This is a genomic window from Paenibacillus sp. MBLB1832, assembly GCF_032271945.1.
In the GTDB taxonomy this organism is placed as follows: domain Bacteria; phylum Bacillota; class Bacilli; order Paenibacillales; family NBRC-103111; genus Paenibacillus_E; species Paenibacillus_E roseopurpureus.
In genome coordinates this window covers 1229898-1249885 of sequence record NZ_CP130319.1, presented here as the reverse complement: position 1 = coordinate 1249885, position 19988 = coordinate 1229898, and the positions used below count along the sequence as shown (strand labels likewise).

21 protein-coding genes, 2 pseudogenes and 1 other annotated feature are annotated in these 19988 nt (G+C 46.9%); of the genes and pseudogenes, 9 read left to right on the top strand and 14 right to left on the bottom strand.

Annotated elements, in window-relative coordinates:
• Nucleotides 1–72 precede the first annotated feature (72 nt).
• On the bottom strand, nt 73–363 hold the full coding sequence (locus MJB10_RS05705) for a hypothetical protein (protein WP_314802472.1): 291 nt from the start codon (nt 361–363) through the stop codon (nt 73–75).
• Between the two features lie 127 nt (nt 364–490).
• On the opposite strand from MJB10_RS05705, the gene MJB10_RS05700 reads away from it, so the two are divergent.
• Nucleotides 491–1474, top strand: coding sequence for a metal-dependent hydrolase (locus tag MJB10_RS05700; protein ID WP_314802470.1), 984 nt, complete (start codon nt 491–493; stop codon nt 1472–1474).
• A 145-nt stretch (nt 1475–1619) separates the two neighbouring features.
• On the opposite strand, the gene MJB10_RS05695 is transcribed toward MJB10_RS05700, so the two are convergent.
• Nucleotides 1620–1847, bottom strand: a complete 228-nt coding sequence (locus tag MJB10_RS05695) for a small, acid-soluble spore protein, alpha/beta type (RefSeq protein WP_397386576.1) — start codon at nt 1845–1847, stop codon at nt 1620–1622.
• A 153-nt stretch (nt 1848–2000) separates the two neighbouring features.
• Between MJB10_RS05695 and MJB10_RS05690 the strand changes: the two genes are divergently transcribed.
• Complete coding sequence (locus MJB10_RS05690; protein ID WP_314802469.1) at nt 2001–2186, top strand: DUF5325 family protein; 186 nt, start codon at nt 2001–2003, stop codon at nt 2184–2186.
• Nucleotides 2187–2242: 56 nt separating this feature from the next.
• On the opposite strand, the pseudogene trpS reads toward MJB10_RS05690, so the two are convergent.
• A pseudogene (gene trpS / locus MJB10_RS05685) lies at nt 2243–3225 on the bottom strand (tryptophan--tRNA ligase).
• A 49-nt stretch (nt 3226–3274) separates the two neighbouring features.
• Nucleotides 3275–3554 (bottom strand) — a binding site (T-box leader).
• A gap of 118 nt (nt 3555–3672) precedes the next feature.
• Here trpS and MJB10_RS05680 point away from each other — a divergent pair.
• The gene (locus tag MJB10_RS05680; RefSeq protein ID WP_314802467.1) at nt 3673–4794 is read left to right on the top strand and encodes a permease; all 1122 of its coding nucleotides are present in this window, start codon (nt 3673–3675) and stop codon (nt 4792–4794) included.
• Between the two features lie 217 nt (nt 4795–5011).
• On the opposite strand, the gene ilvD is transcribed toward MJB10_RS05680, so the two are convergent.
• From ilvD to MJB10_RS05665, 3 genes and pseudogenes are all read right to left on the bottom strand, one after another.
• Nucleotides 5012–6697, bottom strand: coding sequence for a dihydroxy-acid dehydratase (gene ilvD / locus MJB10_RS05675; protein ID WP_314802465.1), 1686 nt, complete (start codon nt 6695–6697; stop codon nt 5012–5014).
• Between the two features lie 104 nt (nt 6698–6801).
• Nucleotides 6802–7457 (bottom strand): annotated as a pseudogene (gene rnhA, locus MJB10_RS05670) (ribonuclease H).
• A 1-nt stretch (nt 7458) separates the two neighbouring features.
• On the bottom strand, nt 7459–7956 hold the full coding sequence (locus MJB10_RS05665; protein WP_314802462.1) for a hypothetical protein: 498 nt from the start codon (nt 7954–7956) through the stop codon (nt 7459–7461).
• A gap of 152 nt (nt 7957–8108) precedes the next feature.
• On the opposite strand from MJB10_RS05665, the gene MJB10_RS05660 reads away from it, so the two are divergent.
• Entirely contained in the window at nt 8109–8345 is a 237-nt protein-coding gene (locus MJB10_RS05660; RefSeq protein WP_056613391.1) for an alpha/beta-type small acid-soluble spore protein, read from the top strand.
• 73 nt (nt 8346–8418) lie between these two features.
• On the opposite strand, the gene MJB10_RS05655 is transcribed toward MJB10_RS05660, so the two are convergent.
• Genes MJB10_RS05655 through MJB10_RS05645 form a run of 3 tightly spaced genes read right to left on the bottom strand, consistent with a single transcriptional unit; the run spans nt 8419 to nt 11288 of the window.
• Nucleotides 8419–9249 carry an ABC transporter ATP-binding protein gene (locus MJB10_RS05655; protein ID WP_314802456.1) on the bottom strand — a complete coding sequence of 277 codons (831 nt, stop codon included), beginning with the start codon at nt 9247–9249 and terminating at the stop codon, nt 8419–8421.
• Nucleotides 9250–9282: 33 nt separating this feature from the next.
• Nucleotides 9283–10338 carry a FecCD family ABC transporter permease gene (locus MJB10_RS05650; protein ID WP_314802455.1) on the bottom strand — a complete coding sequence of 352 codons (1056 nt, stop codon included), beginning with the start codon at nt 10336–10338 and terminating at the stop codon, nt 9283–9285.
• On the bottom strand, nt 10335–11288 hold the full coding sequence (locus MJB10_RS05645) for a FecCD family ABC transporter permease (RefSeq protein WP_314802453.1): 954 nt from the start codon (nt 11286–11288) through the stop codon (nt 10335–10337). The genes MJB10_RS05650 and MJB10_RS05645 overlap by 4 nt, the downstream gene beginning before the upstream one ends.
• A gap of 248 nt (nt 11289–11536) precedes the next feature.
• Between MJB10_RS05645 and MJB10_RS05640 the strand changes: the two genes are divergently transcribed.
• Complete coding sequence (locus MJB10_RS05640; protein ID WP_314802451.1) at nt 11537–12532, top strand: ABC transporter substrate-binding protein; 996 nt, start codon at nt 11537–11539, stop codon at nt 12530–12532.
• A 54-nt stretch (nt 12533–12586) separates the two neighbouring features.
• Here the strand turns inward: MJB10_RS05640 and MJB10_RS05635 are convergent, their stop codons facing one another.
• Entirely contained in the window at nt 12587–12973 is a 387-nt protein-coding gene (locus MJB10_RS05635) for an iron chaperone (RefSeq protein WP_314802450.1), read from the bottom strand.
• A gap of 121 nt (nt 12974–13094) precedes the next feature.
• Complete coding sequence (locus MJB10_RS05630; RefSeq protein ID WP_314802449.1) at nt 13095–13424, bottom strand: O-methyltransferase; 330 nt, start codon at nt 13422–13424, stop codon at nt 13095–13097.
• Between the two features lie 403 nt (nt 13425–13827).
• On the opposite strand from MJB10_RS05630, the gene MJB10_RS05625 reads away from it, so the two are divergent.
• Nucleotides 13828–15006, top strand: a complete 1179-nt coding sequence (locus tag MJB10_RS05625; RefSeq protein WP_314802448.1) for a methyl-accepting chemotaxis protein — start codon at nt 13828–13830, stop codon at nt 15004–15006.
• 59 nt (nt 15007–15065) lie between these two features.
• Here the strand turns inward: MJB10_RS05625 and MJB10_RS05620 are convergent, their stop codons facing one another.
• Entirely contained in the window at nt 15066–16883 is a 1818-nt protein-coding gene (locus tag MJB10_RS05620) for a M3 family oligoendopeptidase (protein ID WP_314802447.1), read from the bottom strand.
• A gap of 147 nt (nt 16884–17030) precedes the next feature.
• On the opposite strand from MJB10_RS05620, the gene MJB10_RS05615 reads away from it, so the two are divergent.
• From MJB10_RS05615 to MJB10_RS05605, 3 genes are read left to right on the top strand one after another with little or no spacing between them, the layout of a single operon-like run.
• Complete coding sequence (locus tag MJB10_RS05615; protein WP_314802445.1) at nt 17031–17195, top strand: YycC family protein; 165 nt, start codon at nt 17031–17033, stop codon at nt 17193–17195.
• A 3-nt stretch (nt 17196–17198) separates the two neighbouring features.
• Nucleotides 17199–17444, top strand: coding sequence for a hypothetical protein (locus MJB10_RS05610; protein ID WP_314802443.1), 246 nt, complete (start codon nt 17199–17201; stop codon nt 17442–17444).
• A gap of 34 nt (nt 17445–17478) precedes the next feature.
• Nucleotides 17479–18582, top strand: a complete 1104-nt coding sequence (locus MJB10_RS05605) for a GGDEF domain-containing protein (protein WP_314802441.1) — start codon at nt 17479–17481, stop codon at nt 18580–18582.
• A 70-nt stretch (nt 18583–18652) separates the two neighbouring features.
• On the opposite strand, the gene MJB10_RS05600 is transcribed toward MJB10_RS05605, so the two are convergent.
• Nucleotides 18653–19354 (bottom strand): DUF2225 domain-containing protein, encoded by a 702-nt coding sequence (locus tag MJB10_RS05600; RefSeq protein ID WP_314802439.1) that lies wholly within the window; start codon nt 19352–19354, stop codon nt 18653–18655.
• A gap of 37 nt (nt 19355–19391) precedes the next feature.
• On the bottom strand, nt 19392–19784 hold the full coding sequence (locus MJB10_RS05595) for a globin domain-containing protein (protein ID WP_314802437.1): 393 nt from the start codon (nt 19782–19784) through the stop codon (nt 19392–19394).
• Nucleotides 19785–19988: the final 204 nt, after the last annotated feature.

Genomic DNA, 19988 nt, shown 5'->3' with positions numbered 1-19988 from the left:
CGCATATCCGCCATATCGGAACCGTTGCTCTCCAAAGAGCAGCGGTTTTTTACTGCGCCTGCGCGGCAGCCTTTACACCTTCACCGATGAGAAATGCCACATGTGGAGCTTGGCCTTTCCACCCTTTACCCATTGCTCCCAGTTGCCTCCGCCGTTATCGGCGTTTTCCTGTAGGCGCTCCTGCTTTATCTTTACATAATCCTCATAAGTTATTTCATGCCAAATTTCTACAAAAAGTCCTTCTTGATCTGTGCCTTCTAACAGCTCCAAACGCCCTTCCCGCTGCAGAAGTTGCTGCATATAGATGAGGAAAGAGTCGCGAAATTCGGGGATTATGGCATACTCCACAAAAACTTTAGACATTTTTAGATCTCCTTCTGATTTATTTTTTACTCTAAAATGGTAAACTAATACTAAGATGTCTCTACACCTGTCAACTCAGAACGAAAGCAACAATGATCCGTATAGAAACACTTAGGAGGAAAAACAGTTGGATACTGGCACTCATCTCGTCATTGGCTTAGGCTTAGCAGGACTATCACAAATCGATCCGAGCATCGCAGGAGATACAGCTGCAACGACAGCTGTCTTTATCGGGACTATTGTCGGCTCTCAAATACCCGATGTTGATGGATTTCTTCGCTTCAAAGGGAACGCGATCTACATTCGCAATCATCGCGGACGCTCGCATTCCTTGCCTGCCCTGCCGTTATGGACCATGCTGATTACTGGTGCACTTGCGCCCTTCTTCCATGGCATCCCGTTCCTTCACCTTGCCATGTGGATCGGCATCGCGGTGTGTGTCCACGTGTTTACCGATTGCTTTAATACGTATGGCACCCAAGCGATTCGACCGTTCTCGGAAAAATGGATCTCCTGGAACATCATTCACATCTTTGATCCTTTTATTTTCACAAGTCATATTGCCGCGCTATTTATGTGGTCCTTCCACTTGGCAAAGCCAGGGCTTATATTCCCTACGCTGTATGGGATTCTTGCGCTTTATTATATATGGCGAACGCTGGACCATGCCATTATCGAAAAAGGGCTGTATCGCAAGGACCCTACGTTCCAACACGGCGATACATATACCCTCATTGTAACATTCAATCTCTACGTCTGGAATGTGGTGAAGAAACGTCCCAGCGGCACCTACCAGCTCGGCGAGCTGAAAAATGGCAAATTGAAGTGGCTGGATACGATCACTTGCACCGAGCATCCCGCCATTGAGGCCTCCAAGCAGCATGAAGACATCCAAGCGCTTCTCTATTTCTCCTCATTTACCTGTGCGGAAGTAAAGGAGCATCGCTGGGGGTACGAAGTCCGATGGGCGGATGTTCGCTACCGACACCGCAAGCAATATCCGTTCGTCGGTGTCATTAAAATGGATCACAATTTCAAGACACTCGATTCCTACGTCGGTTGGGTCAATGATACGAAGCTCGAGAAGAAGATGCGGGTTGATCTCTATTGAAGCTAAAGCGTGTTGCTGATTGCCAGCAATGCGCTTTTTTTGTGTTAAACGTAGTTCACGGCAAACACAAAGAAAAGCCCAGAAGCTATGAAGGCTTCTGGACTTTATTTTACAAAAACGGGTATGCTAGTACGGAGTTAGCTGATTAGCTGCGGAAGCCAGACTGTCCCGCGAGTGATTGCTCAGCAATTTGCACCAACCGGCGAGTAATAGCGCCACCAATGGATCCCGTATCACGTGTTGCCATATTTCCATAATAACCATCTTGAGGGATTTGAATGCCCAATTCTTGAGCTACCTCATATTTCAATTGGTCTAAAGCTTGATTGGCTTGCGGAACTACCAGTGTGTTACTACTACGATTTTGTGCCATCAGGATCGTGCTCCTTTCAGTCAGCTATAATCTGTGATGTATTTGCAAGCTTGCAATGATAGTATGTGAAGGAAATGAATTTATATGCACAGCGCTCAAAAAAGTTTAAAATAAGAAAATACGTCGTAAACTTCTAGAAAGTAGGTTACATCCATGAGTAAACCACTCGCACTCTTATTCGCAATCGTCGGCACTTTGCTGCTCGCTTGCATCTCCTTATTTATTGCCCTAAGACAACCTTGGATGGTGCTCGCTTGCTCCGTTATTTCTCTAGGCGTAATCGGCTACGGCTTTGCGCTCAAAGCCAAAATACGCAGGAAAAATACGCCCTCCGAATGAAAAAAACTCAACGACCCCGCGGAGTCGTTGAGCTTTTTTGCTACGTATGGGTGATATTAGCGTACGATAAAGCCCATCCGTTTTTTCACCTCGAGCAGTGTCGCATTGGCCACTTCGGCCGCTTCGTCTGCGCCTTTTTTCAATATATCAAAAATCTCACCCGAACTGCGAATTTCACGGTACCGTTGTTGGATCGGTTCTAGGACGCTGACGATATGCTCAGCCAGCTCTTTTTGAACGGACCATAACCTAGGCCATCATATTTCGCCTCAATTTCTACCAAACTCATCTCCGCAAAATGGGAGTAAATGGACATCAAATTGCTGACTTCTGGCTTGTTCTGCGGATCGTACTTCACTTCACGACCCGAATCCGTTACAGCTCGGCTGAGCTTCTTGCGGATTACATCAGGTTCATCCAGCATCGCGATGTAGCTGCCTGCATTCGGACTGCTCTTGCTCATTTTCTTAGAAGCATCGTCGAGGGACATAATTCTCGCGCCAACTTCCGGCATGTACGGCTGCGGCATCACGAACATGTCGCCAAAGCGGTTATTGAAGCGGTTCGCCAAGTCGCGCGTCAGCTCCAAATGCTGCTTCTGATCGTCGCCCACGGGAATCAAATCCGCGTTATAGAGCAAAATATCCGCAGCCATCAAGGAAGGATATGCGAATAACCCAGCGCCTACAGACTCTTTACCTTCGGACTTATCTTTAAACTGTGTCATTCGCTCGAGCTCGCCCATGTGAGTGAGCGTCGTCATAATCCAGCCTAGTTCCGCATGCGCATGCACATGGGATTGTAAGAAAACGGATGCCTTATTCGGATCTAGACCCGAGGCGATGTAAAGCGAAGCGATGGACTCCGTTTGTTCTCTCAACGCTACTGGATCCTGCGGCACGGTAATGGCGTGCATATCCACGACCATGAAATAACAGCGATGTAATTCTTGTAGTTTTACAAAGTTGCGCAGCGCGCCAATGTAATTCCCAATGGTCAGCTGGCCGCTGGATTGCATACCCGATAGAACTCTTTTCATACGAAAACCTCCCGAAATTTATCTAAAAACAACAAAAAGGCCTCTCCCCGCAAGGGACGAGAGACCGTGGTACCACCCTAATTTGTTTAGCTGCGCAACCGTCATATGAAGCTGCTTAGTAAACCTTCAGACTCTGATAACGGAGAGCTACCGTTCCGCCTACTTAATTGTGAAATCATCGCCGGCCTAGGTTCCGGTGAATACGTCTTCACAATGTTCAGCTTCAAGCTCAAGGATCCATTCGGTCTGCTTGTTTCACCGGTTCGCACCCACCACCGGCTCTCTGAGAAACAGTCTACAAACGTACTTGTTCCTATCATCGCAATTGATTTCATTTCATTATACACCCTTGTTACATATTGTCAATCGAGGACATTGTCCTAGATAGATCAGCATGTACATAGACTAGGTCATACGATTCTTTTGGCCAAAGGGGTGTCAACCACATTGTCTTCCACTCTTTATCGCTGGAGTCTTCCGATATCCACGTTGATTTGCGCTTTCCTGCTCACACTCATCGTGACAACTAGGCAGCTGCCGCCTTTCAGTATGGTGACGGAATCTGTGCATCAAGTATTTATGTCCTTCATGGACATTTTCCTGGATGCCCTGCCTTTCATGTTTCTAGGTGTCTTACTCTCGACCGTCGTGGAAAATTTCATCCCAGAGGCCGTCATTCAACGCATGACACCTAAGCACCCATTAGGCGGCATTTTATTTGCCTGTGTGCTGGGCATCATGTTTCCGCTCTGTGAATGCGGAATGATCCCCTTCGTTCGCCGCCTTATGCGCAAAGGGATGCCCGTCTATATCGCCGTCATCTTCATCCTCGTCGGCCCCATTCTCAACCCCATCGTCTTCGCCTCCACCTGGATGGCTTTCCGCGGCGACCCTGCTATGGCGTATTCACGCATGGGGCTCACCTTCGGTGTTGCACTCGTGATCGGCTTCCTGCTCACTCGCTTCATGCGCAGTAATCCTTTGCGGCATCCCTTGCAGGATGCCGTGCATGGTGGTGGCCATCACCATGGGCACCATCACGACCATAGTCATGATCACAATCACGATCATGATCATAGCCACGCCGCTCACTCACATCATCATCATGATCATAGCCATGATCACGGGCATGACCACCATGGTCATCATCACGCACACGGCAACAGCCGCATCCTAACCATGGTCAGTCACGGTACATCCGAGTTGTTCGAGATGAGCAAATACCTGATGCTAGGCGCATTGCTAACCGCACTTATTCAGACCTTCGTTGCCCAAGACAGCTTATCTGCAATCGGACAAGGCGCTTTCGTATCGCATGTGTTTATGATGGGTTTTGCCTACCTGCTCTCCCTCTGTTCAACTACCGATGCTTTCGTCGCTGTCTCCTTCGCCAAATCGTTCTCACCTGGCTCCTTACTCGCCTTCCTCGTCTTCGGGCCCATGATCGATGTGAAGAGTACGCTAATGCTGCTCTCCGTATTCAAAGCCCGCTTCGTGCTCCAGTTGTCCATCGCCGTTGCCATCACCGTGCTGGTGGGATCACTTATGATGATGAAGTTCTTTTGGTGAAAGGAACTAACGACACTATCCCCTTCACTCAGATCACCCAGCTTTCTGCAGGGTCTGAGCGAAGGGGATAGTTCACCATGCCAGCTCAAACGCAACATGAGAAAACCTCTATCGAGGCCATTCAAGGATGAGCGACCGCGTTCAGACTATTGTCGTCAAAAAAGCCTTACCCAACAGCAACTTCCGTTGCAGCCAGGTAAGGCTTCTTCTCATGTAATTAGATTTTCAAAATAGCGCCAGCGCTCGCATTCGTTACCATTTTCGTGTAACGCGCTAAGTAACCAGTCGTGATCTTCTGTTGGAATCCAGCCCAAGTCTCACGACGTTTGGCAAACTCTTCATCGCTGATTTGCAGCTCGATTTTGCGTCCATCCATATCAACATCGATGATGTCGCCATCTTGAACGAAAGCAAGCGGTCCACCTTCTGCCGCTTCTGGCGACATGTGACCAATCGAGATTCCGCGGGATGCACCGGAGAAGCGTCCGTCTGTGATCAAAGCCACTTTCGCACCAAGACCCATACCTACGATTTGCGACGTTGGAGCCAACATTTCTGGCATACCAGGTCCGCCCTTCGGTCCTTCATAACGAATGACAACAACGTGTCCTTCTTTTACGTGACCGTTTGCGATACCGTATAGGGCTTCGTCTTGAGAGTTGAAGCAGATCGCTGGCCCAACGTGACGTCCGCCAACGGACTTGTCAACCGCGCCAACTTTAACGATACTGCCTTCAGGCGCCAAGTTACCGAAAAGAACAGCTAGTCCACCGCGCTCGCTGTGCGGGTTCGATAGCGGACGAATAACTTCGTGGTTCTGAATTTCACGGCCAGCCACGTTCTCGCGAAGTGTTTGTGCTGTTACGGATAGGCAATCCCCGTTGAAAGCACCTGGCTTTTTGAGCAACTCATTGATGACAGCACTCACACCGCCTGCCAAATGCACGTCTTCAATGTGCCAATCAGATGCAGGAGCGATTTTCGCAAGATGAGGTACGCGCTCAGCTACTTCGTTAATACGAGCAATCGGATAGTCGACGCCAGCTTCTGCCGCGATAGCCAATGTATGAAGAACCGTGTTCGTGGATCCACCCATCGCCATATCCAAAGCAAATGCGTTATCAATCGCATCAATCGTAACGATATCACGCGGCTTGATGTCTTTCTCGATCAGCACCATCAATTGCTTCGCGCAATCTTTAACGAATTGCTTACGCTCTTCAGCAACAGCAAGAATCGTACCGTTACCTGGCATAGCAAGACCTAGACCTTCAGCTAGACAGTTCATGGAGTTTGCTGTGAACATACCTGAGCAGGATCCGCAAGTCGGACAACCGTATTGCTCAAGTTCTTCAAGACCTGCCTCATCCAATTTACCCGCTTGGAAAGCACCAACGCCTTCAAATACGGAGGATAGGGAGATCGATCTACCGTTTTTATCTTTACCGGCTTTCATCGGTCCACCGCTCACTAACATCGTTGGAATGTTAACGCGAAGGGCACCCATGATCATACCCGGTGTAATTTTGTCACAGTTAGGAATACAAACCATGCCATCAAACCAGTGTGCATTAACAACGGTTTCCAAGGAATCCGCAATAATTTCACGGCTCGGCAAGGAATAGCGCATTCCGATATGGCCCATCGCAATACCATCGTCTACGCCAATTGTGTTGAACTCGAATGGTACGCCGCCAGCTTCGCGAATTGCCTCTTTCACAAGCTTACCAAACTCTTGCAAATGAACATGCCCTGGAATGATGTCTATATAAGAGTTACAAACCGCAATAAACGGCTTGCCGAAATCTTCCTCTTTAACGCCGGCTGCACGCAGTAAGCTGCGGTGCGGAGCGCGGTCAAAGCCTTTTTTGATCATGTCGCTGCGCTGTTTCAACTGTGCCATTCCTAATTCCTCCTAGAATTCTTCTCTGATATCCAAACAATGAAACTATCATATCACATTTCTCGCAAAATTTCTCCCTTTAGTGTGATAACGCGTCAATGTGTTTACTTCCTGCCAAAATCCGCCTTGATCTCGCCCATTTTTTCGTATCCCACTTCACGATTTTATTCGTATACGTATTCGTATGCAGCCATTTCAGCGCGCGATCCACCAAAGTCCAAATCTCTTCCGTCGACGCATCGCGAACTAAATTGGTGGCAACTTCCTTCTTGCGAATCCAGCTCAACGCGGTCACAGAATCCGTATAAATCGTTTGCTTACTACCCTTTTTCTTCAAATAAGCAAGCCCATGCACGATGGCTAGAAACTCTCCTAAATTGTTAGTGCCTTTGGCAATAGGTCCCTGATAGAAAATAATTTCGCCCGTGCGCGTATCCACGCCCTTGTATTCCACGATTCCGGGATTTCCTGAGCAGCCTACATCGACCGAAATACTGTCATAATCGATTTCAGGCGCGGATTCCGGTGTCGCAGACTTTTTGCCTGTCGAGCCAGCGGCCGAACTTCCCGTTCCTTTTCCCGCGAAATTCAGCGACTTTTGCCAACCTTTCTCGAAAGCTAGCCGAGCCTCTTGCTCCGATTCATAGGACTTAAACTTGGCTTGAGGATACCCGTTAGTTTGTGCCTGACATTCTGCCCAGGAGCGGTAAATACCTGGCTTGTGCCCAACCCACACGACATAAAACTTCACAGCAGCCATATCATTCACTCCGTAATTTCAGATGTATTTGTTGGACAAGCGACTCCACAATGGGAACTGTATCCTGAAAATAGGGACGATAATCCAAAGTGGATATGAATTTCAGATAGGTATCACCGATCGCAGCAATTTGTTTACGATACTCTTCACTAGGTATCACGTACGATTCTAATTCGCGGTATGTACCGTTGCTTCGCTCCTCCACATACGTGAGCTGGAGCTGTTCGTCCGAGAGGTGCTCGACTACGAAGGAGAATCCTCGACATTCGGGATCTCCGCAGCCGCATACAAAGAAAGGCATTTGCTCCCACCGATCGGCAGGCGCGAAGCGGTTTGGTGATGTATTCTGCATGGTGCTCGCCAATAAAGCAGGCAAACCTACATCGATGCATAGCGGTTCTTCAACGATTACACTATCGTCCACCGTCATCAACACGTCCGCCTGGATGATCTGCAAATCTTTATCTAGGGACCAACCCTTAATCGCGAGTTCAAACATGATTTCTCCCCCAGCTCCCCTCTCTACATCCTCTCATTATAACAAAATCAGAACTTCCCTGCCCCTTTCAAAAAAAAGGTTGAAATTTCCAATAAAAAAATGAGTAATATTTACAAATCTGTTCATACTACCATTACTGGAGGTGATATCAGATGGCTACAGGACAATCTCGCAGCAGTAACTCCTTAGTAGTTCCTCAAGCTTCATCGGCCCTAGACCAATTGAAGTATGAAGTTGCTCAAGAATTGGGCATCCAAATTCCTCAAGATGGCTACTACGGTTATATGACGTCTTATGACACAGGATCTATCGGAGGCAGCATCACTCGTCGTCTCGTTCAAATTGCTGAGCAACAACTTGCTGGTACAAGCAATAAATTCAGCAGATAATGTGATCCCCCTATACTTAAGCATTAAAAGGGCCTTCAACCGAACACTCGGTGAAAGCCCTTTATTATTTTCATTATCTTTGCGTGATAGGCGCCTTCGTTTGCAAGCGGCGTCCCTTACCGAACGGTATGCACATCGGTGTACCAAAGATGGGATCGCTCGTGACCTGACACTCCATCCCGAACACTTCCCTCAGCAATTGCTCATTCACAATGTCCTCAGGTTGTCCCTCCGCATAGACGGAACCCTGCTTAATTGTAACGATGTGGTGCGCGTAGCGACAAGCGAGATTGATATCGTGCAGAACCATCACAATGGTTCGATGCTCTTTCTCATTTAACTCGAACAACAGATCGAGAACCTCCACTTGATGCGTCAAATCCAAATACGTCGTCGGTTCATCCAGCAGCAAAGTCGGCGTATCTTGGGCCAGTGTCATCGCAATCCAGGCGCGTTGACGTTGTCCGCCAGATAGTGAGTCTACCGTGCGATCGATATACTCCAGCATATTCGTCAGCTCAAGTGCGCGCATCACTTTGTTCTCATCCTCGGCTGACCATTGTTGAAGCCAACTTTGATACGGATAGCGTCCTTGCTTGACCAATTGCCGTACCGTCAAACCTTCAGGCGCCGTAGGTCCTTGGGGCAAAATCGCCATTCGCTTCGCGACCTCTTTGGTCGAGAGCTTCGCGATCTCATGGCTATCCAGCACAATGCTGCCAGACGTTGGCTTCATAAGCCTTGCAAGTGAGCGCAGCAAAGTCGATTTACCGCAGCCATTGCTGCCGATAAATACCGTAATTTTACCTTTGGGAATCTGCAAATGTAAACTTTCAAAAATCGTCGTTTCCCCATATGTCAATTGAAGCGAGCGTGCTTCTAATGCGTAGTCCTTCGTTGTCATGAACTCGTTCTCCTTTATGTAGAGCAGGCAGATTTAGCCGTGATTTCTACTGCGATATAGCACATAAATGAAGATCGGCGCGCCAATGGCTGCAGTGAAAACCCCTGCTGGGATATCCAGCGGCTTGAACAAGAACCGTCCTGCCAGATCCGCAGATAGGAGCAGCAATGCGCCTGTACATGCGGTAACAGGAATTAAGGCACCGAAGCTAGGTCCGACGAGTCGGCGTGAAATGTGCGGCGCCATAAGTCCAATGAAGGAGATCGCACCGCCAAAGGCGACCGCCGCGCCTGATAACGCAACGCTTAGCATAATCAAAAGAAAGCGTTGACGCTGCACGTGACTGCCCACACTCTGTGCAATATCTTCTCCCAAAGACTGGATCGTAATGTGCCGTGCGTAGAAAAAGATAACCGGAATTAACACAAGCACCCAAGGCAAGAGCGGATACACCGCTTTGGTCCAAGAAACACCGTAAATACTTCCCGTCATAAAAGTAAGGGATTGATTTGCAAGCACGATCGGACCTGTTAGCATCATGAGGTACGAAATCGCGCTCATCGCGGCCGTGAGGCCCGTCCCAATCAGGACAAGGCGTAGCGGTGTTATGCCATTTTTCCAAGAAAGCAAATAGACGAGGAAGGTCGCAAGGAACGCGCCCAGAATGGCGGCGACAGGCAGCCAATGAATGCTCAGCTTATCTGAACAGAAGAAGAAAAAGGCTACAGCGCCCAAAGTAGCACCGCCTGTTGTTCCAATCGTGTCAGGCGAAGTGAGTGGATTTCGCACAATCCCTTGCAGAATCGTACCAGCAACCCCTAGGGAAGCTCCGATCAACACAGCTACAATCACACGAGGCAGCCGCAGAGTTCGTACGATCATCGTGCTTGAATCAGACCCGTAGCCGAATACGGCACGTATAACATCAACAGGTTTAATCGTAATACTGCCGACACCAGTACTAATGATCATCATGAGCAGGACAGCGACGAGCAGAAGCAGCATGATCATAATCGCTTTTTTACTGACTAAAAAGGATATGTGTTTATTTCGAATGGTGATATCTCGCCCTCGCTTGGAAGCATTCATTTCAGCAATCCTCCTTTGCGCGCGATGTAAGTAAAGAACGGAACGCCTAGAATAGCCGTCATCACACCAACATGAACTTCCTTCGGCATAATGATGAAACGCGCGCCGATATCTGCGGCAACGAGCAGAATGCCGCCAAGCACCGCACAATAGGGAATCACCCAACGATAATCAATACCGACAAGGAAGCGAACGATATGAGGAATCATTAGACCGATAAACACGATTGGGCCAGCCACAGCTACCGAGCCGCCAGCAAGAATAACGATAATAATTGCAGTTATCAGCTTGATATAGACGGTTTGTTGACCTAATCCTTTCGCAATGTCATCCCCCATCGACAAGACGTTGATATGAGGAGAGAGCAAGATTGCGCCAATCCAAGCTACAAGCATATAAGGGTACACGGATTGCAGCATTGCCATGGTTCGGCCTTCCACGGAGCCAACTAACCAATATAACACCTGCTCGAACGCTTTACCGTTCCCAAGCAGAATCCCTTGCGTCAGCGAAGCGAAAAAGGCGGTCATGGCCGCTCCAGCGAGCGTAATTTTCATTGGTGTTAAACCGTCACGTCCTAAGGAACCAAGTGCATAGACCAGACCCGAGGAGACCGCAGCCCCAAGAAATGCAATCCAGACGAATTGATTGAGACTCGATACATTGAATAGCCCAACAGACACAACAATCGCAAAAGCTGCGCCAGAATTAATGCCAAAAATACTCGGTGAAGCAAGCGGATTTCGCGTCATCGCTTGCATTAACGCACCTGCCACTGCTAGACTCCCGCCGACTAATGCGGCAATAAGAGCGCGGGGTATACGTACTGTTTGAATAATAATCGACTCATTGGTTGGTTGAGATACCGATTGGAACGAGATTCGGATCTGATCCCAAGAATACGCATGCAGACCGAATCGCACACTGCTGAGCATCAATATTAGAAGCATGCAGAACGCTGCTAATAATCCAAAGCTTTTATAATAACCATACAAACGTGCATTTGATGATGAGTTCATGGTGAAGTATCGTTTCCCTTCCTACTTGCTTGCTTCGTATATTTTAAATTCTAGCGAAGTTGAAGTCAACGAATATGAGAATCATTATCAAATGCGTTGACAACGGCACCCGAATTTAGTAACATGACCAATAATGAGAATCGTTATCACAAAAATCAACTTAGGGGGAACTAATCATCATGTTTAGCACTAGCAAACTTACGTTTAGAAAAACGTGGGCTATTCTTGCATGTCTATTTGTCATCAGTTTGCTTGCAACCGCATGCGGTGCAAAATCCGAATCCACATCCACTGCTTCTTCCTCGCCACAAGCAACTGCGAATGCAGAAGCTCCGCGTTCGATTAAACATGCAATGGGCGAATCTGTTGTGCCAGCGAATCCGAAGCGTGTTGTTATTTTGACGAATGAAGGAACCGAAGCCTTGCTCGCACTTGGCATTAAGCCAGTTGGGGCTGTTGAATCGTTTTATGGCAACCCATGGTTCGATCATTTCAAAGCGGATATGCAAGGTGTAACAACCGTTGGCGTCGAGGGACAACCGAACTTAGAAGTCATTGCTTCACTTAAACCAGATTTGATAATCGGGAACAAACTTCGTCAAGAGAAAGTCTATGAGCAATTAAAAGCGATCGCACCGACTGTGTTTTCCGAAACACTGCGCGGTGAATGGAAAAACAACTTCAGCTTGTATGCCAACACCTTGAACAAGAAAGCTGAAGGAGACAAAGTGATTGCAGCCTTCGATAAACGAATCGAAGATTTCAAATCCAAAGCAGGCGATAAACTAAAAGAGAAAATTGCAGTCGTTCGTTTCATGGGCGGCAAATCCAGATACTACTATGGCGATATGTTCTCCGGCGTTATCTTCAAGCAACTTGGTTTCGCTCGTGCTGATGCCAAAAATGATGAGAAATCGTTCGAAGACATTACCAAAGAGCGATTAACTGAATTAGACGCGGCAGATCGCGTATTCTACTTTACTTACGAAATCGGTGACGGCAAAGGGAATAAACAAGAACAAGAATGGATGAATGACCCGCTTTGGAAAAATCTTAAAGTGGTGAAGGACAACAAAGTGCTTAAAGTGAATGATGCAACCTGGAATACAGGCGGCGGCGTTAGATCGGCCAACATCATGTTAGATGACTTGTACAAAATCTATGACATTAAATAAGACCAAAAGGCCTCTTCCAGATTCAACTGGAGGAAGCCTTTTTTCTATACACTGCTACTTTTTCTTCGCTGGCTTGCTGTTAGCCTTCTCCGTATTGTGAGCAACCCGATACTTCACAATTCGACTAATCAAGTCGAACGGTATTGGCTCATTCAATGGGAATTGCAGTGTCCCCTTCGACTTATGATAGGGCGCAACCTCATCTTGAAATGCCTGAATCCCACCAGCTGAGGGGTAAAATCCGATGTGCTTTTTGAAAGCTGCGAAATGCACTAAATTGCCATACAGCTCAAAGGTCGGCATTTGATAACTGATCTTCTCTGTGGCTTCGGGCGCCGCCTCCTTAATGACTTGCCGTAAGGCTTGCAGCTTTTCCTGTACGTCGGCTGGGAATGTAGCGATGTATTCGTCGGTTGTCTGAAATGACACCTTTTCGTTCAATGGAATCTCCCCTTCGAGCCTCGTGTGTTTACATTCAATTATATCAAAAACAACCCCAATCACAATCGTGATCAGAGTTGTCAGAATAAGTAGATTTCATAGATCGAGTAAGGGATAAGTGCTAAATCGTATTGGCGTAAGAAGCCATATTATAATTGCTTTCAAATAATACACTAATTGAAATCATATTTTTCCGAACAGCGAAGTCAAAAAGAATTTCCCCATGCGTCCAGCTCTTCTTACGCTTCAGGGAAGCGAGCGCCATCTGACGAAACGATTGGAACTGTGTTTCTGTTAAACCTAGGATTTCTCCAGCGGTTGGTGCGCTATCAGTGCCTTCAAATGGAAGATGCTTGATCCCGAACTTTCCAATTTCGTTGTTACGAATATGTACAAATACAGTACCAGAATTTACAGACATAAGCTCTTCCTTTAGTTTGCGAAATACCATTTCAACTTGCCTAGATAATGTGATTTGATCCAAAACGAATAAACATCTCCTTTAATTTTTATTTTTTTACTAATTATGGTTAATTCATGACTCTGGACCTATTATACCTACTAGATTTACATAATTCAACAGTTTATTTCCAAAATTTGAATAATTCGCTATTTTCTTTATATTCAATGAATAGGAATCCCAATTTTCTTGTAATTACGGAACGATTACTGTCGAAAAACTGTAGAATGTTTCCATGGTCGGTGATATAATTTTGAAATGAACTACATTTTTTCTCCACAAGTAAACAAATATGGCAGAGGAGTCGATTGGATTGGAACAACTTTCATCCCTATCGTTTAGAAAAAAACTACAGCTTGGTTGTTTTGCACTAATTGGCTTAAACTCAATTTTTATGTTGATTGTAACTTTCGCCTCAGACTGGAACCGCTTACTTGGTATTATTTTCCTACTTATTATTTTAGGTGGCAGTTATCCATTCATCCGTTGGTTTGAAAATCAGCTTACGGAGCCAATCGCTGATATTTCTCGCATTGCCTTGAACATTTCCAAAGGTGACTTCTCTCAAAAGGTTGCGATTACATCTGACGATTCTCTTGGTCAACTGGGCCAATCCTTCAATAAAATGATTGATAAGCTCCGTGATATTTTGCGCGATACGGGGAATATTTCAAAGCAAGTTTTCCAGACAAGCCGTGATATTTATGTGAAAAATGAAAGCTTCCGCAATGTCCTGGAGCAAGTGAGCGTATCCGCTCATGAGCTGGCTGCAGGCGCTGGTCAAATCTCCGAAGAGATCTCTGGCGTTTCGATTACTTCCAAAGATATTGAAGTGAAAATCGTCAATTACGCTAGTTCAGCGAATGAAATGAAGAACCGTTCGGATCAGATGATGAGCCTCGTTGAGAAAGGTCGTACATCCGTTGAGAGCCAAGGCGTTGGGATGAAACGCAACGTAGAAGTAACACGCCAAGTATCCGATACGATTGATATGCTGGCTCGCCAAGCAGCAGGGATTACGAACGTAACGCGCTCCATTTCCGAAATTGCAGAGCAAACGAACTTGCTTTCCCTGAATGCGTCCATCGAAGCAGCAAGAGCTGGTGAGCATGGCCGAGGCTTTGCGGTCGTTGCCCAAGAAGTTCGTAAACTGGCTGAAGAATCCACATCGCTAACTCGTGAAGTATTCGGCTTTGTTAAAAGTATTGAGCAAGGCATTCAAGATGCAATTCGCAGCATCCAAGTCAACGAAGACGTTGTTAAGAAGCAAACGGTCTTGATTGATCAAACCGAAATCGTCTTTGCTGAAATTGTTGGCAGCGTAGGCTTCATCTCCGAAGAAATTACTCGCTTCGCGGAAGAAAGCGAAAGCATGCTGCAAAGCTCTGGTCAAATCGCGGCAGCGATGGAAAACATTTCAGCGATTACCGAAGAATCCGCGGCAGGCACACAAGAAGTATCCGCTTCGATGAATGAGCAAATTGCAACTGTACAAGGTATTGTTAGCCAAGCCGAAGAAATGACACGCGTTGTGACCCAACTGCAGCAAACGATTCAAATCTTCAAACTTTAAACAGCAAACGCCCCTGAGACAATTGGTCTCAGGGGCGTTTTATTAGCTATACTATTGCTTTACGCACGTACTTTCGCTTCCGTGAGCGCCATGAACTGCTCCACGTCCTGCAGCGCCATGTCGACAGCACTTTGCCAGAAGTCTGGCTCAGTGAGATCGACACCGAGATGCTTCTCTGCCAGTTCTTCGACATTCATGCTGCCTGTATCGCGTAGCAACGAAATGTATTTATCTTCGAAGCTCGCGCCTTCTTGCACAGCTCTAGCATAAATGCCTGCGCTGAACATGTAGCCGAAGGTATAAGGGAAATTGTAGAATGGCACATCCGTTGCGTAGAAATGCAGCTTCGCTGCCCAGAAATGCGGATGATAGCTGCTAAGCGCATCCTTGTAGGCTGCCTTCTGAGCATCCACCATAAGCTCATTCAATCGTTCAACGCTGACGAGTCCTTGACTACGCTCCGCATAGAAGTTCGTCTCAAAAATAAATCGCGCATGAATGTTCATGAAGAAAGCGATCGCGCGTTGGATTTTATCCTCCAGCAGCACGATCCGCTCTTCGTCTGTCGATGCGCTCTTCACAACTGCATCAGCGACAATCATTTCAGCGAACGTGGATGCCGTCTCGGCCACATTCATCGCATACTCCTGTGCAAGCGCTGGCATATCTGTCATGACATGCTGGTGATAGCCGTGACCCAGCTCATGAGCAAGCGTAGAAACGTTATTCAACGTGCCGCCATACGTCATGAAGATACGCGTCTCACCCGCGAGCGGAAAGGAGGTACAGAACCCGCCTGGACGCTTCCCAGGGCGATCCTCCGCTTCGATCCAGCGCTTCTCAAACGCCTCTTCCGAGAATGCGGCAAGCTTCGGACTGAAGCGCTTAAATTGATCTACGATTAGCGTAGCGCCTTCGTCGTACGAGATTTTCTTCGAGGAATCGCCAAGCGGTGCATCGACATCCACCCATGCCAGCTTCTCCACGCCAAGCAGCTTCGCTTTGCGGTTAAGATACGCGACGAAAGCATCTTTGTTGCGGTCAATGACGTCCCACATGACCTTCAGCGTTTGCTCTTTCATTCGATTGATAGCGAGTGGTTCCTTATGTATGCTTTTCCAGCCTCTTGCCTTATACACCCCAAGACGGAAGCCAGCCAAATGATTGAGCGCTTCGGCGCAATACTCTTCTTTCTCTGTCCACGCTTGTTCCCACTTCTCGAACAATGCCAAGCGCTCGTCGCGATTCTCCGTATGCAGCTTGTTGAACGCTTGACCTGCGGATAACGAAACAGGCTTACCTTCTACGTCAACTGTCATACTAAATTGACCTACGGTCGAATTATACAAGTCGCTCCACCCATGATAGCCGTCTACAGCTAAATCATTAATTAGCGCTTCTTGCGCTGGTGGTAATTTCTCATTCGCCAGGGTGCGACGTTCATCTAGCGAGAAGGCAATTGCTTGAAAAGGTTCTTGAGCCAGCAGTGATGTCCACACCGCATCAGGGATGCCTGTCAAGATTTGATCAAAATGCGTCAGCGATGATAAATGCTCGGCATACAGGCTTTTGACTTGACCGCTTAGCACAGGCGCCTTCTTATCCTTCTGATTATCCGCTTGCAAGCAGCCAACGAAGGAATCAGCCTCATGAATATGCATCACATTATTTTGGAGCTTTTCGACCAGCTGTGCCAGCGTAGCAGCATCTTCTACACGCTGCGGCGAAGTCGAGCCCCGCACAAGTTCTTGAAAGGAAGCAATCGATTCCTGAAGCTTCTTCAGATGTGCCGCGAATGCAGGGGAATCACTTCCTCCAGGGAAAAATGTTTCAAGGTTCCATGTTTGATTAAGAGGTAATTTTAACAATGCGATCACCTTTCCTTTCCACTTTTAATTAAATCATATCCGCTACTCAATCGCCAACTATCCGCATCTTCCTCATTGCTTCTAGGTAAAAAGTATGATTCAATTATGTATAGTTCCTGCTGACTAAAATGGAACAGGATGGGTGATTACGTTATAATGAAACCGTTACAAATTTCTCCAGAAACAGCCGTTAAATTGGCGGAGCAACTTAAAATTCCTTTGGAGCACCTCATGCATATGCCACAACACATTCTGCTTCAAAAATTAGCCGAACTCGCGAAAAATTCCGCAACGGATACCAGCGAGCCAGAATCGAAGTAGACTTTGATTCCATTTGCTAATACATGGCCTTACGACATCGTAATGAAGGACGTTTATGTGGCCCAATGTCCTTTCTGTCTGAGCCCCAATGTCTTGCTTCCGCTCCGAATTCATGAACTAACCTCCATACACGAAGGCAAAAAGAAATTACTTGTCTTCCCTTGTTGTCACAACAAGTTGACGTTAATTGATACCGACCGCGATTATTTATTAGCGGACACCCCAGTACGGAACAAACACAACTCATAATTCATCGTTCACGGCAAGGAGCAAATAACCCTATATGAATGAGTATCTCATTCCTTTAACGAGTGCGTGTACGTTAGTTACGCTGAATTACTTGGCGATCAAAGTACACAGCAAAATGCTGATCGATTCACACGAACGGCTTCTTGCCCCGCTTCTGACAGGTATCGCCAGCATTATTATGATGCTGGTCCCTTTTCCAGCATCGCTAGGGCTCATTGACCTCCGTTCACTGCCGATCTTCATGGCTGGATTGCGATATGGACTGCCTGTCGCTCTCTTCTCTGCCATTTTGCCTGGGGCTACTGGCCTTATGGCCCAAGAACATCACGCCTGGTTCAACATCGCTCAAGACCTCCTTGCCCCGGCACTTATAAGTTCATACTTCCACAACAAAGAATTCCGCAACAACGTAGATATACCCATACGACTCGCACTCCAGCTCTGTGCATGCGTATTCCTGCTCAGAATGGTGTCCTATGAGCTCGTCACACAGCATTTAACTTGGTCATACACCTTGGATCAACTTTTTATGTTTGCCATTTCCTTCTCTACACTTGTCATGATTATCGTCATGGTGAATGATGAGAACACAAGCTGGCGCCTGCAGCGCAAACTTGAGATGCAAGCCAATCAAGACGGTCTGACCAGGCTTCCAAATTTAAGAAGCTTCCTCCCCATCGCGGATACCATTTTACATAAGCGCAAAGTGTCTATCATGATGATTGATCTCGATAACTTTAAACAATATAACGATCGATACGGTCATCTTGAAGGCGATCAGTTGCTGCAAGAGGTCAGCGCTGTCCTCCGTCAGTTCATTTCTGAAAATGATTATCTCGCTCGCTATGGCGGAGAAGAATTCATACTGCTGAGTACCGAGATTCATCCTGAGCAGGTTCTGAAGTACGGCGAGTACCTATGCGCATCGGTCGCTAGCGTATTTGAACATAAGAAGAGCTTGGATACACTGCCGATTACGGTTTCGATTGGGATCTCCATTGCCGCGTCGATGGGAGCCGATCTCCGATCACTCATTTCAGAAGCAGACTATGCCCTCTATCAATCCAAGCATGGGGGCAAAAACCGCTCAACTCTCTATACGCAGGGCGATATGAACGAACAAAAAATGAACGCTTAACCAGTCGCGCGGCAACTTCCGCACCATGGTTAAACGTTCATTTTTAATTAACCGCCTATAACCTCCACACTTAAGTCGCTTGCTTCATTTCATCCGGCAGTTCTAAACGCATCGCAAGCATATCTTCACGTGTTGTAATCCACTGCTCGCGGCATGCTTTAATCATCCCTGCATCCATAATCTTCCGATCATTGATCACGCGAGAGAACCATTTCACGGCTTCTTGGAATCGTTGCAGCCTCCGGCAAAGCTCCCCCATTAAATACATAAGCCTTGCGTTGTTTAAATCCATTCCCTCGGTTTCGAACACATTCACATACTCATCTAAAGCGAAAGTAAGGAACCTTTTTTCTTGCTCCGTATCTTCCTTGTACCGGTACAGCCAAGCCAGATGATGCAAGAGACCCGCGATAACCCGTGACTTCTCGTCTCGGATTTGAGCACTGAGCAGCGCCAATTTGTAGCTCTGGAGCGCATCTTCCCAGCTTCTCTCCTTGCAGTAATCCCGCATGGTCCAGTTTTTCGCTACTTTCTCATAGAAGATTTCACGCTGCGCCGTCGTCCACTTATCGGTGAAATTCTCCGTATGCGCGTAGCCGCAAAATGGACAAATGCGTACAACATAATAGTCAGGATTAACCTCTTTATAATGCAAGCAGAAATCAGTGTCTGTTTTGCTCGCTTTTTTGAAGCTAGGCCGAACCTTCATCGTCTTATAGTTATTTTCGCAGAAGCTGCAAGTTACGGTTATGTCATATAAAGGTTCGACCACATGAAATCCCGCCTTCTCTAAAATTGGGGAGGAAGAGTTACTCTTCCTCGGTTGTGTTCACGAAATGATACGCTGGTCCTCTTAAACGATCTATCATAAAAGTCTTTAAATCCGCAGGCATTCCCACATCATCCATCGCGTCTTGCATACAACCTAACCACGCATCAGCGCGTTCTTTGGTAACTGGAAAAGGCAAATGCCTCGCTCGCATCATCGGATGCCCATGGCTATCGGAATATAGGGTAGGCCCCCCGAAAAATTGGGTCAAGAACATAATTTGCTTCTCAATAACGGGCGATATATTAGCGGGAAAAAGCGGTGAAAGTAAGGGTTCCTTCTGCACTTTCGAGTAAAAGACTTCTACCAACCGACGAATCGATTCCGCTCCTCCCATCATTTCATATATTGTGCTGTTGTCATTCTGTGACATGCGGTAATCCTCTCAATTCTGAATCAATATAAATCCTCATCCCCTGCGTGCATCAGCGTTTCTCGAATGACAAACACAAACATACAGACTACAATCCCGGCAATGACACCTGTCATTTGAATCACTCCCGATGTATAGGATTCTTCTCACCTAGTTCTATTTTACCATAAAAACAGGGACTTAACAGTACTAAAGACTAAGAAA

Bases quoted from the DNA above. Each gene is read 5' to 3' on its own strand.
- MJB10_RS05595 (WP_314802437.1), bottom strand. From the start codon at position 19,784: ATGTCACAGAATGACAACAGCACAATATATGAAATGATGGGAGGAGCG.
- MJB10_RS05625 (WP_314802448.1), top strand. From the start codon at position 13,828: ATGTTGATTGTAACTTTCGCCTCAGACTGGAACCGCTTACTTGGTATT.
- MJB10_RS05705 (WP_314802472.1), bottom strand. From the start codon at position 363: ATGTCTAAAGTTTTTGTGGAGTATGCCATAATCCCCGAATTTCGCGAC.
- MJB10_RS05660 (WP_056613391.1), top strand. From the start codon at position 8,109: ATGGCTACAGGACAATCTCGCAGCAGTAACTCCTTAGTAGTTCCTCAA.
- ilvD (WP_314802465.1), bottom strand. From the start codon at position 6,697: ATGGCACAGTTGAAACAGCGCAGCGACATGATCAAAAAAGGCTTTGAC.
- MJB10_RS05665 (WP_314802462.1), bottom strand. From the start codon at position 7,956: ATGTTTGAACTCGCGATTAAGGGTTGGTCCCTAGATAAAGATTTGCAG.
- MJB10_RS05655 (WP_314802456.1), bottom strand. From the start codon at position 9,249: ATGACAACGAAGGACTACGCATTAGAAGCACGCTCGCTTCAATTGACA.
- MJB10_RS05645 (WP_314802453.1), bottom strand. From the start codon at position 11,288: ATGCTTCTAATATTGATGCTCAGCAGTGTGCGATTCGGTCTGCATGCG.
- MJB10_RS05650 (WP_314802455.1), bottom strand. From the start codon at position 10,338: ATGAATGCTTCCAAGCGAGGGCGAGATATCACCATTCGAAATAAACAC.
- MJB10_RS05605 (WP_314802441.1), top strand. From the start codon at position 17,479: ATGAATGAGTATCTCATTCCTTTAACGAGTGCGTGTACGTTAGTTACG.
- MJB10_RS05695 (WP_397386576.1), bottom strand. From the start codon at position 1,847: ATGGCACAAAATCGTAGTAGTAACACACTGGTAGTTCCGCAAGCCAAT.
- MJB10_RS05615 (WP_314802445.1), top strand. From the start codon at position 17,031: ATGAAACCGTTACAAATTTCTCCAGAAACAGCCGTTAAATTGGCGGAG.
- MJB10_RS05690 (WP_314802469.1), top strand. From the start codon at position 2,001: ATGAGTAAACCACTCGCACTCTTATTCGCAATCGTCGGCACTTTGCTG.
- MJB10_RS05630 (WP_314802449.1), bottom strand. From the start codon at position 13,424: ATGGTATTTCGCAAACTAAAGGAAGAGCTTATGTCTGTAAATTCTGGT.
- MJB10_RS05640 (WP_314802451.1), top strand. From the start codon at position 11,537: ATGTTTAGCACTAGCAAACTTACGTTTAGAAAAACGTGGGCTATTCTT.